This window comes from Allorhizobium sp. Av2 (assembly GCF_021462805.2).
Lineage (GTDB): Bacteria > Pseudomonadota > Alphaproteobacteria > Rhizobiales > Rhizobiaceae > Allorhizobium > Allorhizobium vitis_G.
In genome coordinates, this window is sequence record NZ_CP192696.1 from 2,819,467 (window position 1) to 2,833,672 (window position 14,206).

Sequence of the window (14,206 nt, forward strand, 5' to 3'; positions counted from 1 at the left end):
GGTCAGGACGTTCATTTTACTGCTGCGCGGCGATGAACGTCCTGAACCGGCTGAGGCTGAACAGGAAAAACACCAGCCCAATGCCGAAGGTCGCCGCAAATTGCGGCCAGACCACATCAAAGCCCGCGCCGCGATAGAGAATAGCCTGCGAAAAGGCGACGAAATGGGTCGAAGGTGAGACCTGCATGGCGTTTTGCAGCCATTGCGGCTGGCTTTCCAGCGGGGTAAAACCGCCTGACAGGATATTCATCGGCAAAGCGGTGAGAATGAACAGCAGCGCCAGTTGCGGCATGCTGCGGGCCAGCGTGCCTAAAAACAGCCCGAACGAGGTGACGAAGAACAGGTAGAGCGCCACGCCAGCCATATACAGCGTCAGCGAACCGGTGATGTGCATGCCGAGCACCTTGACCAACACGGTGATGATGGCAAACAGCGTCATGACCAGAATGACCAGACCATTGGCCGCAAGCTTGCTGACCATGATTTCGACAGGCCTGACCGGCATGACCAGCAGATGTTCCAGCGTCCCGTGTTCCCGTTCGCGCACCAAAGCGGCGCCTGCCAACAGGATGGCCAGCATGGTAATATTGTTGATCAGCGCCATCGTGCCGGAAAACCAATCCGAATTCAGCGATTGATTGAAGGCAAGCCGCGTTTCCACCGTCACCGCCTGAGTGCTTGAGACGCCGACACGCTGGGCATAAAGCCCGACCTGCTGGCTGACGATCTGTTGAATCGTGCTCGAACCCACCCCCGCCTGCATCAACGCGGTCGCGTCGATCAGCAACTGGACGGAGGGGCTACGCCCCGAGAGAACATCGGCCTCGAATCGTTCGGGAATATCCAGCACAAAAGTGTAACGCGCCTGGTCCATGGCGCGGTCGATATCCTGAGGCGCGATTGCCACCGGCTTTTGAAAGCGCGGCGGCATCAGCCCGTCGAGAATGGAAGACGACAATTGCGACATGTCCCGGTCCACCACGGCCAGCGTCGCATTGCGCAGATCGTGGGAAAGTCCAGTCGCCTGGGTATAGATCGCCAGGCTGAAGGCATAGATGACCATGGCCATCAGCACCTTGTCGCGCAAAAGCCCGATCAACTCCTTGCGAAACAGGGCAAATACCGTGCGAAGATCCATATCCCTTACCTTTCCTGCTTACGCAGCAGCGACCAGCCAAGCCCGATGGCACCAATCCAGAACAGCGCCAGCGGCCAGACAAAGCCCATCAACTCGGCAAAGCCCAACCCCTTGGTGAAGGCCCCGACGCTGGCGCGCATGAAATAAGTGGTGGGAAACACCAGGCCGATGGCGTGGCCCATGCCGTGCAGCGACGACACCGGCTGCAACAGGCCGGAAAACTGCGTACCCGGCATCATCGTGCCGATGGCGGTGACAAACAGGGCCGCCACCTGGGTCGAGGTGAAGGTAGAGCTTAAAATACCAATCGACGTCGTCGCCAGCACATAGACGAAAGCAGCGACCGATAGACCGGCGAGAGAGCCTTTCAACGGCACACCGAACAGCCATACGGCCAGCAGGAACATCATCAGGAAGTTGATGAAGCCGATGGCCACATAGGGCAATTGCTTGCCCAGCAGAAATTCCAGCTTGGTCACCGGCGTCACGTAGAGATTGCTGATCGATCCCATTTCCTTTTCCGACACGACGCCAAGCGCCGTCAGGATCGAGGGAATGAACACCAGCAGCAGAGCGATCACCGCTGGCACCATGGCATTCACGCTGAGAAAAGCCTGATTGTAGCGGTAACGTATTTCCACGCCAGCCACCGACTGGATCGTTCCGCCCGACTGGCGGACAATCTCCTGCAAGAACCGCTGGTGAGCGCCCGAGACATAGCCGAGCGCCGTCTCAGCCCGGAACGGCATGGCACCATCCAGCATGGCCAGCACGTTTGGCCGCTTGCCAGCCCGCAGGTCGGCGCCGAATTTCTCGGGTATATCAAGCGCCAGCATGATGTCATTGGCCTTCAACCGCGACAACATCCCGGCTTCATCGGAGATGGCCGGTTGCAAGGTGAAGGCGGAGGAGGCCGCATAGGCATCGATATAGGCCCGGCTTTCGGCACTCTGGTCGCGGTCGAGCACGGCAAACCGGAGGTGATCAACATCCAGTGTCAGGCCGTAGCCGAAAATCAGCATCAGCAGAGCCGTGCCCGCCAGGGCGAAACCGAGCCGGATCTTGTCGCGCATCAGTTCCATCGCCTCGCGCCGCGCATAGGCCATCAGCCGGGCAGGCGAAAACCCCTTGCGCTGCATGGTCCCGGCAGGGCTGTCGGCCACCGTTGCGGCACCGGCCTGTGACTGGGTTGCTGCGTCGGTCAGGTTTTCCTGCCGCCCTCCCGCTTTCATGAAGGCGATAAAGGCATCGTCCAGACTGGCACTGCCGGTCTGCTCTTTCAGCTCTTGCGGGGTGCCGCAGGCAATCACCTTGCCCGCATGCATGAAGGCGATGCGGTCGCAGCGCTCGGCTTCCGCCATGAAATGGGTGGACACGAAAATCGTCACGCCGTTTTGCCGTGATTGTTCCACCAGATCATTCCAGAATCCGTCACGTGCCAACGGATCGACGCCGGATGTCGGCTCGTCGAGGATCAGGATATCCGGCTGGTGGATCAGCGCCACGGCCAGTTGCAGGCGCTGGCGCACCCCGAGCAGCAGATCGCTCGACAGGAACTGCAAATAGGGCTGAAGGCCGAACTCTTGCGCCAAGGTCTCGATCCGCGCCTTGGCCGCCTCCCCGGTCAGGTCGAAAATCGCCGCATGCAGGTTGAGATTCTGCTGCACCGTCAATTCGCCATAGAGGGAAAAGCCCTGCGACATATAACCAACACGGCGGCGGGCATCGCCAGCACCCTTTTTGGCATCGACCGGCTGGCCGAACAGCTGCGCCTCGCCGCTACTGGCTGGCAAAAGCCCGGTCAGCATTTTCATGGTGGTGGATTTTCCGCAGCCATTCGAACCAAGGAAGCCGAAAATTTCGCCCTTGGGAATGCGGAAGCTGACATGATCGACGGCGGTAAACGCTCCGAATGACCGGGTCAGTTCCTTGGCCTCGATGGCAACCTCGCCCCGATCCACGAAGGCAGGCCTGGGCGGCGGATCGCCATAGCCTTGTTTTGCCGCATCCGGCAAAAGCGCAATGAAGGCCTGTTCCAGGGTCTTCTGCCCGGTTTGTTGCAGCAGCGCCTCGCAGGTGCCATCCGCGAGGATACGGCCCTCATGGAGCAGAACCACGCGCTGGAACCGGCTCGCCTCCTCCATATCTGATGTGGCGGTGATAATGGTCAGGCCGGGCCGCGAGGCCTGGATGCTCTCCACCAGTTCCCAGAACTGCCGTCGTGACAAGGGATCGACACCGGTCGTCGGCTCATCGAGCAGCAGGAGATCGGGATCGTGCACCAGGGCACAGCACAGGCCGAGCTTCTGCTTCATGCCGCCCGACAGCTTGCCCATCAACCGGTCACCGAACGGATCGAGCCCGGTCGCCTTCAGCAACCGGTCGATACGCCCGGCTCGTTCCGTCGCGTCCTGCCCGAACAGCCGACCAAAGAAATCGATGTTCTCGCAGACGGTCAGGTTGGGATAAAGATTGCGGCCCAGGCCCTGTGGCATATAGGCAATGCGCGGCTGCACGTCGGTACGCGCACCGGCGCTTGCCATATCCGCTCCAAGTGCCGTGATCCGGCCTTGCTGGATTTTTTTTGCGCCCGCCAGCAGCGCCAGAAGCGTGGATTTTCCCACCCCGTCCGGCCCGACCAGGGCCACCCGCGATCCGGCCGCGATGGCAAGGTCGATGGCGCTCAAGGCCTGGCGCTTGCCGTAGAAATGGGACAAGCCTGCCAGTTCGACAGCGTTTTCCATGGCTGCCCCGCTTACGGCTTATTGGCTGAAGGTTGGGTATTCGAAGCCGAGGGGTCGAGAGGCGCTGTCGTCAGATCGGATTGCAGACGGTCCGGCCAGACCGCGGCCGCATCGGTCTTCACATAGCCGAGACCGGTGATCCCGGTTTTGACCAGCGGCAGATATTGCTTCACCAGTTCCTTCGGTGCGCTGATCTTGACGCGGAACATCAATCGGTCGCGCTCGCTGCGGATCTCCACCTGTTTCGGCGTATATTGCGCCTGCGGCGAGACGAAGGACACCGTTCCGGGAATGGCCCGGTCCGGCAGAATATCGAGCAGGATACGGCCCTCGGCACCGATTGCGGTTTTCGCAGCGTCGGCAGACGGAAGATAGATCGTCATATAGACATCCGACAGATCGAGCACCGTCAGCACCTTGCCGCCCGCCGCCAGCACCTCGCCCGGCTCCGCCAGCCTATAAAGCACCCGTCCGTCCTTCGGTGCAACAAGCGTTGCATCGGCGATGGTCTGGGCAATGCGGTCGGCCTCCGCCTTGGCATTGTCGATGGTCGCCTGCACGCTGTTCAACGTGCTCTCCGCCGCCGAGACCGCCGCCTTGGAACTGTCGCGGCTCAACCTCTGGCTATCGACCGCCTGATCGGAGACAAACCCCTTGCCAAGCAGGACCAGCTTGCGCTCCAGATCCTTGTCGGCGAGATCAAACTGGCTCTGCGCCTGGGACAGTTTGAAGGCCGAAGCATCGCGGCTCTGTTCGGCTTCGGCGATCTTGGCCTTTGCGGCGCGTAGCTGGCTTTGCAATTCCACCGTATCCATGCGTGCCAGCACCTGACCTTTGGTGACCAGATCACCCTCGCCGACTTCGACGGATATCAGCCGACCAGCGCTCTTGCTGGCAATATCAACCTCGGTCGCCTCGATCCGGCCATTGCCCGTGACGATACCTGATGGCAGCGTATCGGCTCGTCCGAATTTCAAATAGGCATAGGTGCCGCCGGATGCGGCAAGCAGAACGATAACGAAGGCAAGGGCGAATTTCTGGGGCTTCTGCATGGACAGCTCAAATCTCGAAAAAGGGGCCGACAGCGCGGGAATCCAACGGTCGATCAAACCGTAAGACACTAAATTCACTGTATAAACTTGTTACGAGCGCTTTCAGGGTATAACGCTTTATGCGTCAAACTTACTGGCCTTTGCCGGTGCGTCCTTGATTGAAATCAAGTCGTCCGCAACACAGTCCGAAGGAGCATCCCGCATGAAGCCCGGCCCTCTTAATCTATTGACGGATGTTGCCGGTCTTTCGGTCGGTCATGCCACTGATCTCGCGCTCGGCTCCGGGGTGACTGTCATCGTCTTCGATCAACCGGCCACCGCATCCGGATCGGTGCTGGGCGGTGCGCCCGGTGGGCGTGAAACGGGTTTGCTCGATCCGGCGCTGTCGCTGGTCACCCAGGTCAATGCGCTGGTCCTGTCGGGCGGTTCCGCCTTTGGGCTGGATGCGGCAGGCGGCGTGCAGGCTGGCCTGCGCCAGATTGGCCAAGGGTTTCCGGTCGGTGATATGACCGTCCCCATCGTGCCGCAGGCGATCCTGATGGATCTGCTGAATGGGGGCAACAAGGATTGGGGCCTCCACTCCCCTTATCGCGATATGGGCTATGAGGCTTTCGTGGCCCGCAAACCGGGCAGTTTCCCGTTAGGAACAATCGGGGCTGGAACAGGTGCCACCACTGCCACCGTCAAGGGGGGGCTCGGTTCGGCCAGCGCCGTCTCCGCCAGCGGTCATACCGTGGCGGCCATCGTCGCCGTCAATGCGCTCGGTACGGCCACGATTGGTTCGTCACGGCATTTCTGGGCCGCTCCTTTCGAGCAGGCGGGTGAATTCGGCGGCCTCGGCATGCCCTCCTCCTTTGGCTCTGATGATAGCGCCCTGCGCCTCAAGGGCCGCGACCCGATCGCCACCACCATTGGCGCCATTGTCACCGATGCTGATCTGACCAAGGCGGAATGCCACCGCCTGTCAATCATGGCCCATGACGGATTGGCGCGGGCGCTCTTGCCTGCCCATCTGCCTGCCGATGGCGATACGGTGTTTGCCGCTGCCACCGGCGCAAAGCCGCTGCCGGACCTTGCCACCTTCATGGAGCTTTGCCATCTCGCCACCCTCACCATGGCCCGCGCCATCGCCCGTGGCGTTTATGAAGCGCAAGCCCTGCCTTACACCTGTTCGCAACCGGCCTGGCGTGATCTTCGCGTCTGATTTCCCATCGCTGACATAGAACGGTCATCACAGAGATTTACACCGCGCCTGTCGCGGCACGGCTCGAATCGTCTGAACCATGCTATGTGAGAGAAAAAGCGGAGAGATCGGGATGGACATGAGCGGCAAGACACCTTTGAAACGCCTGGTCCTGACCAATGCCGCCATCGTCCTTGCAGACCGCATACAGACCGGCACGGTGGAAATTGAAAATGGCCAGATCATCGCCATCGGCCCGATAACCCATGCCAACGACGCCATCGACCTTGGTGGCGATATGCTGATCCCGGGCCTTGTCGATATTCACACCGATCATTTCGAAAAGCATGTCTTTCCCCGCCACCACGTCCGCTGGAATTATACGACGGCGGCCCTTGCCCATGACGCGCAAATCATCGGCGCCGGCATTACCACAGTGTTCGACAGCCTCTGCGTCGGTGCGGCGGAAGACGGCAGCGAGAGGGCGGAAATCCTGGGGCCGATGATCGAGGCGCTGGAGAAGGCCCAAGCAGCCGGCATGTTGCGGGCCGAGCATTTCGTGCATCTGCGCTGCGAAGTGATCGATGAACAAACGCCTGGGCTGATGGAAGCCAATATTGGCCACGATCGGGTGCGCGTCGTCTCTGTCATGGAGCACCTGCCCGGCATCCGCCAGACACGAGATCTCGACACCTATCTGGCCAAAGTCGCGAAATTGCGCGGCGAAGCGCTTGCCGTGACCACGGCTCGGGTTGCGGATCTGATCACCACCAAACAGGCCATCGGCAACCGAATCCGCCCGCAGGTGGTGGATATTGCCAAGCGCCACAACAAGCCGCTGCTCAGCCATGACGATACCGATATCGAGCATGTCGATCTCGCCGCTGACGAAGGCGTATCGATCAGCGAATTTCCCTGCACGCTGGAGGCCGCCCGCGAAGCCCGCAAGCGGGGCATGCAGATCGTCGGCGGCGCACCGAATATCGTGCGCGGCGGCTCACAATCCGGCAATGTGGCAGTGCGTGATCTGCTGCTCGAAGGCCTCTGCGATATCCTTGCGTCTGATTACGTACCGCGCGCCCTGCTGGACGCCCCCTTCGCCATCGCCGCCGATCCTGATCTCGCCTACGACCTGCCCGCCGCGATCCGCATGGTCACCAAGACCCCGGCAGAAGCCGCTGGCCTCAACGACCGCGGCGAGATCGCGCCGGGCAAACGCGCCGACCTCTTGCAGATTGGCCAGCACGGCGGCCATCCGTTCATCAAGCAGATCTGGCGTGGCGGGGTGCGGGTTGGGTGATGGAAAATCACATTCGTCTTGCGGAACAACAAGATGCAGATGCCATTGCTTCGGTCTTTACCCGCTCTCGATCGCTGTTGGGTTTTTTGCCGAAATTGCACACTGCCGAGGAAGATCGGCATTTCATTGAAACCGTCGTTCTTGCTGAAAATTCTGTGCGGGTTGCGATTGAAAACCACAGGATATGCGGCTTTATCGCAGTCAAGAACGGTTGGATCGACCATCTCTACATTGACCCGGACCATCTCGGTAAAGGCATGGGATCACGCTTACTCATCAATACTATGGCGGATGCAACCCATCTGAAGCTCTGGACATTTCAGCAAAACCAGCATGCACGACGCTTTTATGAGTATCACGGCTTCACCCCTGACCTGATGACGGACGGTGGTGAGAACGAAGAAAAACAGCCGGACGTGCTCTATGTCTGGTCCCGGACAACATCTTAACGATCAGCTTTTGCGCCGAAACCCCTCACTCGCCAGCATCAATTGCCGTGTATAATCCACCTGCACATCGCGTCGGCGTAGCGCTTCGACATCCATGACTTCCACCACCTGCCCGGTGCGCATCACCGCCAGCCGGTCGCACATATGGCTGATAACAGCCAGATCGTGGCTGACCATCAGAAAGGTCAGGCCGCGATCCTTGCGGGCCTGTTCGAGGAGATTGAGGATTTCCGCCTGGATCGAGGCGTCGAGCGCCGAGGTTGGCTCATCCAGCAGCAGGATTTTTGGCTCAACGATCAAGGCGCGGGCAATGGCTATGCGCTGGCGCTGGCCGCCAGACAGCTGGTGCGAAAACCGGAAGCGGAAGCCGGAGCCAAGACCAACCTCATCCAGAGCGCGGGCAATGCGGCTATCGACATCCGAAAATCCATGCACGGCCAAAGGCTCCAGTAGGAGCCGGTCCACCGTCTGGCGCGGATGCAGCGAGCCGTAAGGGTCCTGGAACACCATTTGTACGGTGCGATAAAAGCTTTTGTCGCGCTGCCTGCTGTCATAGCTCTTGCCATCGACAGTCAGCTTGCCACTCTCAAAGGTATTCAGCCCGGCAATCGCCCGCAGCAGCGTCGATTTTCCAGAGCCGGATTCCCCGACCAGACCAAAGCTCTCGCCCTGTTCAACGGCAATGCTGACCCCGTCCAGCGCCAGAAACTCATCAAAGCGCACGCCCATCTCTTCAACAACAAGGGCCTTGCTCATTGCGCCCACTCCACCTGACGCTGCAAGACCGGCAGCGGATGTTGGTTGCCTTCCAGGCGCGGCAGGCAATTCAGCAGGCCCTGGGTATAGGGGTGTTTGGCCTCGGACAGGTTGGCCGCATTCAGTTCCTCGACAACACGGCCCGCATACATCACCAGCACCCGGTCGCAGAAGGAAGACACCAGCCGCAAATCATGGCTGACAAAAATCAGCCCCATGCCGCGCTCACGCACCAGCATGTCGAGAATATCGAGCACTTCCAGCTGCACCGTCACATCCAGCGCCGAGGTCGGCTCATCGGCAATCAGCAGTTCCGGCCCGCAGACCAGCATCATGGCGATCATTACCCGCTGGCCCATGCCGCCGGAAACCTCATGCGGATAGAGCTTGAACACCCGTTCGGGATCGCGGATCTGCACCGCTTCCAGCATGGCCAGCGCCCTGTGCCGGGCTTGCTTTCCGGTCATCCGCTCATGGGTCAACAAGGTCTCGACGATCTGTTTGCCAATCGGCATAACCGGGTTTAGCGAATACTTGGGGTCCTGAAGGATCATCGCCATCCGCTTGCCGCGCAACGCCCGGCGCTTGGATGCCGAAATCGCCAGCAGATCCGTATCGCCGAAATGGAGTTTATCGGCGGTGATCCGCGCATGGGCGGGGGTGAGACCCATGATCGCCCGTCCGGTCTGGGATTTGCCGGAGCCGGATTCGCCAACAATGCCCAACCGCTCTTTGCCAAGCGTGAAGGACACGCCGCGCACGGCTTCCACCAGACCCGTGCGGGTCGGAAAACTGACCTTGAGATTGTCCACCGTCAGCAGCGCGCTCATTGTCCGGCCTCCTTCGGGTCCAGCGCATCGCGCAGGCCGTCGCCCAGCAGGTTGAAGCCAAGGCTGACGATAAGGATGGCAAAGCCCGGCATGGCGGCAACCCACCATTGATCGAGAATGAAGCGACGGCCATCGGCAATCATCGCCCCCCATTCCGGCAGAGGCGGCTGAGCACCAAGGCCTAGAAAGCCAAGACCGGCAGCCGTCAGGATAATGCCCGCCATATCCAGCGTGACGCGAACGATCAGCGAGGACAGACAGAGCGGCATGATGTGACGCAGCACGATGCGAAAGGGAGAGGCGCCCATCAGCTTGACGGCAGAGATATAATCGGAATTGCGCACCGTCAGCGTTTCCGCCCGGGCAATCCGCGCATAGGGCGGCCAGGAGGTGACGGCGATGGCCAGAATGGCGTTTTCAATGCCGGGGCCGAGGGCTGCGACCAGCGCCAGAGCCAGAACGAGCTTCGGAAAGGCCAGGAAAATATCGGTCAGCCGCATCAGTACCGCATCGACCCAGCCACCCGCATAACCGGCCACCGTGCCGACCAGCAGACCGATGGGTGCAGCGATGATGGCCACCAGCACCACCACCATCAATGTCAGCCGCGACCCGTAGATCAACCGGGAATAGATGTCGCGACCCTGATCGTCGCTGCCGAGCCAGAAACCGCCGGTGCCCGGCGCCATCAACCTTGCATTGGCAAGATCACCCTGCACCGGATTGTGAGTGGCGAGCAGATCGGCAAAAGCCGCAACCAGAATGAGCGCGATAATGATTCCAAGCCCCAGCAGCGCCAGCCGATTGGCCGAAAACTGCCGCCAGATCACATAGGCACGGCCAAGCCGAGCCTGCCGGCGCGATTGGGGCCGGTCCGACAGCAGCCACTCACGAAGGGACATATTATCTGAGGGCGTCATCATCGGCTGCGCGTCCTCGGGTCAAGGGTCTTGTAAAGGAGATCAGACAGGATGTTGATGGCGATAAAAACCGAACCGATAATGATGGTTCCGCCCAACACTGCATTCATATCGGCATTTTGCAGCGAATTGGTGATGTAAAGACCGATGCCCGGCCAGGAGAAGATCGTCTCTGTTAGTACCGAGCCTTCCAGCAGACCGGCATAGGACAGGGCAATCACCGTCAGCAGCGGCACAGCGGCATTACGCAAGGCGTGGAACCAGATGATCCGGCTTTCGGACAGGCCCTTGGCGCGAGCCGCCACGATATATTCCTGCGACAGTTCGTTGAGCATGAAGGAGCGGGTCATGCGGCTGATATAGGCAAGTGAGAAATAGCCGAGCAGCGCGCCTGGCAAGATGATATGGCGAAACAGATCCCAGAGGATCTCCCATTGGCCCTGCATGGCCGCATCAAGCAGGTAGAAACCGGTGACGGGTATCAGGTCATATTCATAGACCACGTCCATCCGCCCGGGATAGGCCACCCATTGCAGCTTGGCATAGAAAAACAGCAGCGCCAGCAGGCCGAGCCAGAAGATTGGCACGGAATAGCCGATCAAACCGATGACCCGGACAATCTGGTCCGCAAGGCTGCCGCGCTTGACTGCGGCCAGAACGCCTAAGGGAAGGCCAATCACCGCGCCGATGATCGTACCGACCGTTGCAAGCTCAACAGTTGCCGGAAAAAACCTGGCGATATCGGTCATGACAGGATTGGTTGTCAGAACCGACGTGCCGAAATCGCCCGAGAGCACTTGTTTTATATAGACGAAGAACTGGTAATAGAGCGGTTGATCCAACCCCATTGCCCGGCGCGTCTGTTCGACGACCGCCTGCGGCGCACGGTCCCCCAGAACAGCAAGAACCGGATCGATCGGGATCACCCGACCGATGAAGAACGTCACCGCCAGAAGGCCGAGATAGGTCGTCGCAACAGTCACGAAAAATCCCGCAACTGCCTTCAAACGCTTAAACTGCCGGTCGCGCCTGCGACCGGCTGATGCTTGTATTGTGGTGAGAGCCAAGAGCCCTGCTCCTGATCAATCCTTGGAAATCATGTTCTTGAGGTTGCTGTCGAAGGTCGGGCCAAGCTTATAATTCTGAACATTGGCTCTATAGCCAGCAATTTCCGTTTTTTGATAGATGATCACAAACGGACCATCTGCCAGAACCTTGCGCTGCAAGTCTTCATACATCGCCTTGCGCTTCGGCGTGTCACGCTCCAGCAGGGCTTCGCTGGTTTCCTTGGTCAATTCAGGCACATCCCAGGCGTTGCGCCAGGCGAGTGTCTTGGATTTCGGCGTGTCGGAATTATCAGGATTGCTGGTAAAGGTTTCGGCATTGGAATGCGGGTCCCAATAATCGGCACCCCAATCCCCGATATAGATGTCATGGTTGCGAGCGCGGTACTTAGTCAGCGTCTGCTTACCATCACCCTGAATGAGTTCCAGCGTGATGCCCGCCTGCGCGAAGGTTTGCTGCATGGATTGGGCGATGCTGGTCATCGGCTCGATGGAGCGCACATCCATGGTGACTTTGAAGCCATCCTTAAGACCTGCCTTTTCCAACAGTTCCTTGGCCTTCGCAACATTCAGCTTATAGGGTTGGTCATCAATCGAGCCAAGAATGCCCTTGGGCAGGAAGGACTCATGCACAGTGCCGACTCCCTTGATGAGGGTTGCGCCAATGGCATCGTAATCGACAAGATATTTGATGGCCTGGCGGACTTCCGGCTTGGAGAGATACTGGTTTTTCTGGTTGAGACCGAGATAGTAGACGGTACCCTTCTGGGCAGAGTCAGTCTTGATATTTTTCGCATTGGCAATCGCGGTAAAGTCCGTGGGCGAAAGGTTACGCGCCACATCGACGTCACCGGATTCCAGCGCCAGACGTTGGCCGGAGCTTTCCTTCAGGAAGCGGTAGATGACCCGCTTCAGCTTGGCCTTTTCACCATAATAATTATCATTACGCTCCAGCACGACCAATTCATTGGCACGCCATTCGCGCAGTTTGAAAGGACCGGAGCCAGCGTAATTGGTCTTCAACCAGCCATTGCCGAAATCGGTGTCATAGGGATAATCCTTGGAAACCGTCACGGCTACCGCATGGCTCTGGACCAGTTTCTTGTCGACGATGGCGCCGACGGTCGCGGTCAGGCAGTTCAGCACGAAGCTGGTCGCATAAGGCTTATCCACCTTGAACTGGAAGGTCGAGGCATCGACTGCCTTGGCATTTTCCGCGACATTGTCCCCACTCAGGCCGAACTGCTGGAGGATGAAAGCCGGGTTCTTGTTGAGCTTGACAGCCCGTTCAAAAGAATAGGCCACGTCTTCCGCAGTGATCGGGTTGCCGGAGGCGAACTTGATGCCAGACTTGATCTTGAACGTATAAGTCAGGCCGTCTTCAGAAGCGCTCCAGCTTTCCGCAATGCCCGGCGCCACGGTCGAGGTATCGGCAATATTCAGCTTTACCAGCGTATCATAGGTATTGCCGGTGACTTCTGCGGCGGAGATTTCGAAAGCCTCGCCCGGGTCCATGGTGATGATGTCGTCAAACGCCCAGGCCTCGACCAACGTATCCTTCGGCGTCGCAGCAAAAGCGCGCGGCACGCCTGCAACTCCCAATGCCAGAACAGCACTGGCCGTGGTCATCAGCCTGCGGCGCGTCAATGTCATGGTCATGGTCCCGTCCCCTTTTTTTAAAATCAATGATCGCCGACAGATGCCGGATTACTCGCCCCAGGCCGTCCCCAGCACACGCAGCCAGTTTTCATGGGCAATCTTAGCAATATCTGCATCACCGTATCCAGCCGATTGCAACGCTTCAAGCAACCTCTGGTTACCACTGGCATCGCCGATTGCACCGGGCACGGTACAACCATCGAAATCGGAGCCAAGGCCGACGCAATCGATGCCCATGCGTTCCACCATGTAATCGATATGGCGCACCATATCTGACAGCGGGGTCTCGGCAAAATCGCGGGCGTCGGAGCGCAGCATGGTCACCGCGTAGTTGAGGCCAGCGATGCCCTTGCGCTCGCGGATCGCATCCATCTGCCGGTCGGTCAGGTTGCGGGCCACCGGTGTCAGCGCGTGCGCATTGGAATGGCTGGCGATCAATGGCTTGTCGGAGGTTTTCGCCACGTCCCAAAAGCCCTTTTCGGTGATATGGGCAAGGTCGAGGGCAATGCCCAGCCGGTCGCAGGCTTTCACCAGTTCAAAGCCAAGCGGGGTCAGACCCGGACCGGTATCCGGCGACATTGGAAAGGCGAAGGGAACGCCATGGCCGAAAATATTCGGGCGGCTCCAGACCGGGCCGAGTGTGCGCAGGCCCGCCTGGTAAAACACCTCAAGTGCGGCCAGATCGGCATCGATGGCCTCGCAGCCTTCCATATGCAGCACGGCGGCAAAGGTGCCGTCAGTCATGGCAGCGCGAATATCCGATGTCGAGCGGCACAGCCGCCAGCCGCCAGCCCGCTCGAGCCGCAGAGCAATGGCGGCCATCTGCAAGGCGATATCCAGGGACGATGCCCGCGCCAGAGGCTTATCAACAGGGGTATTGTAATGGCCCCTGTGATCCGGTTCGGTCAGCACGAAATCGCCGTCGGAGGGAATGTAAATCGCGCAGAGACCACCACCGAGCCCACCCCGGCGGGCGCGTGGCGCATCGATATGACCTTCGCGGGTACCATCGATGAATTGCCGCACAGGATCGACGCCCGCTGCATGAGCCCTCCACAAGCGCAGGAGGACATCATTGTGCCCGTCGAAAACCAATTGCATGGACACTCAC

12 protein-coding genes are annotated in these 14,206 nt (G+C 59.5%); 3 read left to right on the forward strand and 9 right to left on the reverse strand.

What is annotated here, in order from left to right; translation table 11 throughout:
• Positions 1–16 precede the first annotated feature (16 nt).
• Genes FS819_RS13330 through FS819_RS13340 form a run of 3 tightly spaced genes read right to left on the reverse strand, consistent with a single transcriptional unit; the run spans position 17 to position 4,934 of the window.
• Complete coding sequence (locus FS819_RS13330) at positions 17–1,138, reverse strand: ABC transporter permease (protein WP_197434187.1); 1,122 nt, start codon at positions 1,136–1,138, stop codon at positions 17–19.
• Between the two features lie 5 nt (positions 1,139–1,143).
• A complete protein-coding gene (rbbA, locus tag FS819_RS13335; RefSeq protein WP_156551095.1) occupies positions 1,144–3,882 on the reverse strand; it encodes a ribosome-associated ATPase/putative transporter RbbA in 2,739 nt (912 codons plus the stop codon).
• 11 nt (positions 3,883–3,893) lie between these two features.
• Positions 3,894–4,934, reverse strand: a complete 1,041-nt coding sequence (locus tag FS819_RS13340; RefSeq protein WP_156551097.1) for an HlyD family secretion protein — start codon at positions 4,932–4,934, stop codon at positions 3,894–3,896.
• 202 nt (positions 4,935–5,136) lie between these two features.
• Between FS819_RS13340 and FS819_RS13345 the strand changes: the two genes are divergently transcribed.
• The 3 genes from FS819_RS13345 to FS819_RS13355 all read left to right on the forward strand — a co-directional run bounded on the left by FS819_RS13345 (position 5,137) and on the right by FS819_RS13355 (position 7,866).
• Positions 5,137–6,138 carry a P1 family peptidase gene (locus FS819_RS13345; protein WP_156551099.1) on the forward strand — a complete coding sequence of 334 codons (1,002 nt, stop codon included), beginning with the start codon at positions 5,137–5,139 and terminating at the stop codon, positions 6,136–6,138.
• Positions 6,139–6,256: 118 nt separating this feature from the next.
• Positions 6,257–7,417 (forward strand): alpha-D-ribose 1-methylphosphonate 5-triphosphate diphosphatase, encoded by a 1,161-nt coding sequence (locus FS819_RS13350; RefSeq protein WP_234624497.1) that lies wholly within the window; start codon positions 6,257–6,259, stop codon positions 7,415–7,417.
• Positions 7,417–7,866 (forward strand): GNAT family N-acetyltransferase, encoded by a 450-nt coding sequence (locus FS819_RS13355; protein ID WP_156551102.1) that lies wholly within the window; start codon positions 7,417–7,419, stop codon positions 7,864–7,866. The genes FS819_RS13350 and FS819_RS13355 overlap by 1 nt, the downstream gene beginning before the upstream one ends.
• Positions 7,867–7,869: 3 nt before the next feature.
• Here FS819_RS13355 and FS819_RS13360 read toward each other — a convergent pair whose 3' ends face one another.
• Genes FS819_RS13360 through FS819_RS13385 form a run of 6 tightly spaced genes read right to left on the reverse strand, consistent with a single transcriptional unit; the run spans position 7,870 to position 14,196 of the window.
• A complete protein-coding gene (locus FS819_RS13360) occupies positions 7,870–8,622 on the reverse strand; it encodes an ABC transporter ATP-binding protein (RefSeq protein ID WP_156551104.1) in 753 nt (250 codons plus the stop codon).
• The gene (locus tag FS819_RS13365; protein ID WP_156551107.1) at positions 8,619–9,452 is read right to left on the reverse strand and encodes an ABC transporter ATP-binding protein; all 834 of its coding nucleotides are present in this window, start codon (positions 9,450–9,452) and stop codon (positions 8,619–8,621) included. Before FS819_RS13365 ends, FS819_RS13360 begins: the two co-directional genes overlap by 4 nt.
• The gene (locus FS819_RS13370) at positions 9,449–10,375 is read right to left on the reverse strand and encodes an ABC transporter permease (RefSeq protein ID WP_409050088.1); all 927 of its coding nucleotides are present in this window, start codon (positions 10,373–10,375) and stop codon (positions 9,449–9,451) included. Before FS819_RS13370 ends, FS819_RS13365 begins: the two co-directional genes overlap by 4 nt.
• The gene (locus tag FS819_RS13375; RefSeq protein ID WP_156551108.1) at positions 10,372–11,439 is read right to left on the reverse strand and encodes an ABC transporter permease; all 1,068 of its coding nucleotides are present in this window, start codon (positions 11,437–11,439) and stop codon (positions 10,372–10,374) included. The genes FS819_RS13370 and FS819_RS13375 overlap by 4 nt, the downstream gene beginning before the upstream one ends.
• 15 nt (positions 11,440–11,454) lie before the next feature.
• Positions 11,455–13,095 (reverse strand): ABC transporter substrate-binding protein, encoded by a 1,641-nt coding sequence (locus FS819_RS13380; RefSeq protein ID WP_156551110.1) that lies wholly within the window; start codon positions 13,093–13,095, stop codon positions 11,455–11,457.
• Between the two features lie 48 nt (positions 13,096–13,143).
• Positions 13,144–14,196 carry a dipeptidase gene (locus tag FS819_RS13385; RefSeq protein WP_156551112.1) on the reverse strand — a complete coding sequence of 351 codons (1,053 nt, stop codon included), beginning with the start codon at positions 14,194–14,196 and terminating at the stop codon, positions 13,144–13,146.
• Positions 14,197–14,206 lie beyond the last annotated feature (10 nt).

Excerpts from the sequence above, each read along its gene's own strand:
- FS819_RS13380 (WP_156551110.1), bottom strand. The coding sequence starts at position 13,095 with ATGACCATGACATTGACGCGCCGCAGGCTGATGACCACGGCCAGTGCT.
- FS819_RS13345 (WP_156551099.1), top strand. The coding sequence starts at position 5,137 with ATGAAGCCCGGCCCTCTTAATCTATTGACGGATGTTGCCGGTCTTTCG.
- FS819_RS13370 (WP_409050088.1), bottom strand. The coding sequence starts at position 10,375 with ATGATGACGCCCTCAGATAATATGTCCCTTCGTGAGTGGCTGCTGTCG.
- FS819_RS13340 (WP_156551097.1), bottom strand. The coding sequence starts at position 4,934 with ATGCAGAAGCCCCAGAAATTCGCCCTTGCCTTCGTTATCGTTCTGCTT.
- FS819_RS13350 (WP_234624497.1), top strand. The coding sequence starts at position 6,257 with ATGAGCGGCAAGACACCTTTGAAACGCCTGGTCCTGACCAATGCCGCC.
- FS819_RS13330 (WP_197434187.1), bottom strand. The coding sequence starts at position 1,138 with ATGGATCTTCGCACGGTATTTGCCCTGTTTCGCAAGGAGTTGATCGGG.
- rbbA (WP_156551095.1), bottom strand. The coding sequence starts at position 3,882 with ATGGAAAACGCTGTCGAACTGGCAGGCTTGTCCCATTTCTACGGCAAG.
- FS819_RS13355 (WP_156551102.1), top strand. The coding sequence starts at position 7,417 with ATGGAAAATCACATTCGTCTTGCGGAACAACAAGATGCAGATGCCATT.
- FS819_RS13360 (WP_156551104.1), bottom strand. The coding sequence starts at position 8,622 with ATGAGCAAGGCCCTTGTTGTTGAAGAGATGGGCGTGCGCTTTGATGAG.
- FS819_RS13365 (WP_156551107.1), bottom strand. The coding sequence starts at position 9,452 with ATGAGCGCGCTGCTGACGGTGGACAATCTCAAGGTCAGTTTTCCGACC.
- FS819_RS13385 (WP_156551112.1), bottom strand. The coding sequence starts at position 14,196 with ATGCAATTGGTTTTCGACGGGCACAATGATGTCCTCCTGCGCTTGTGG.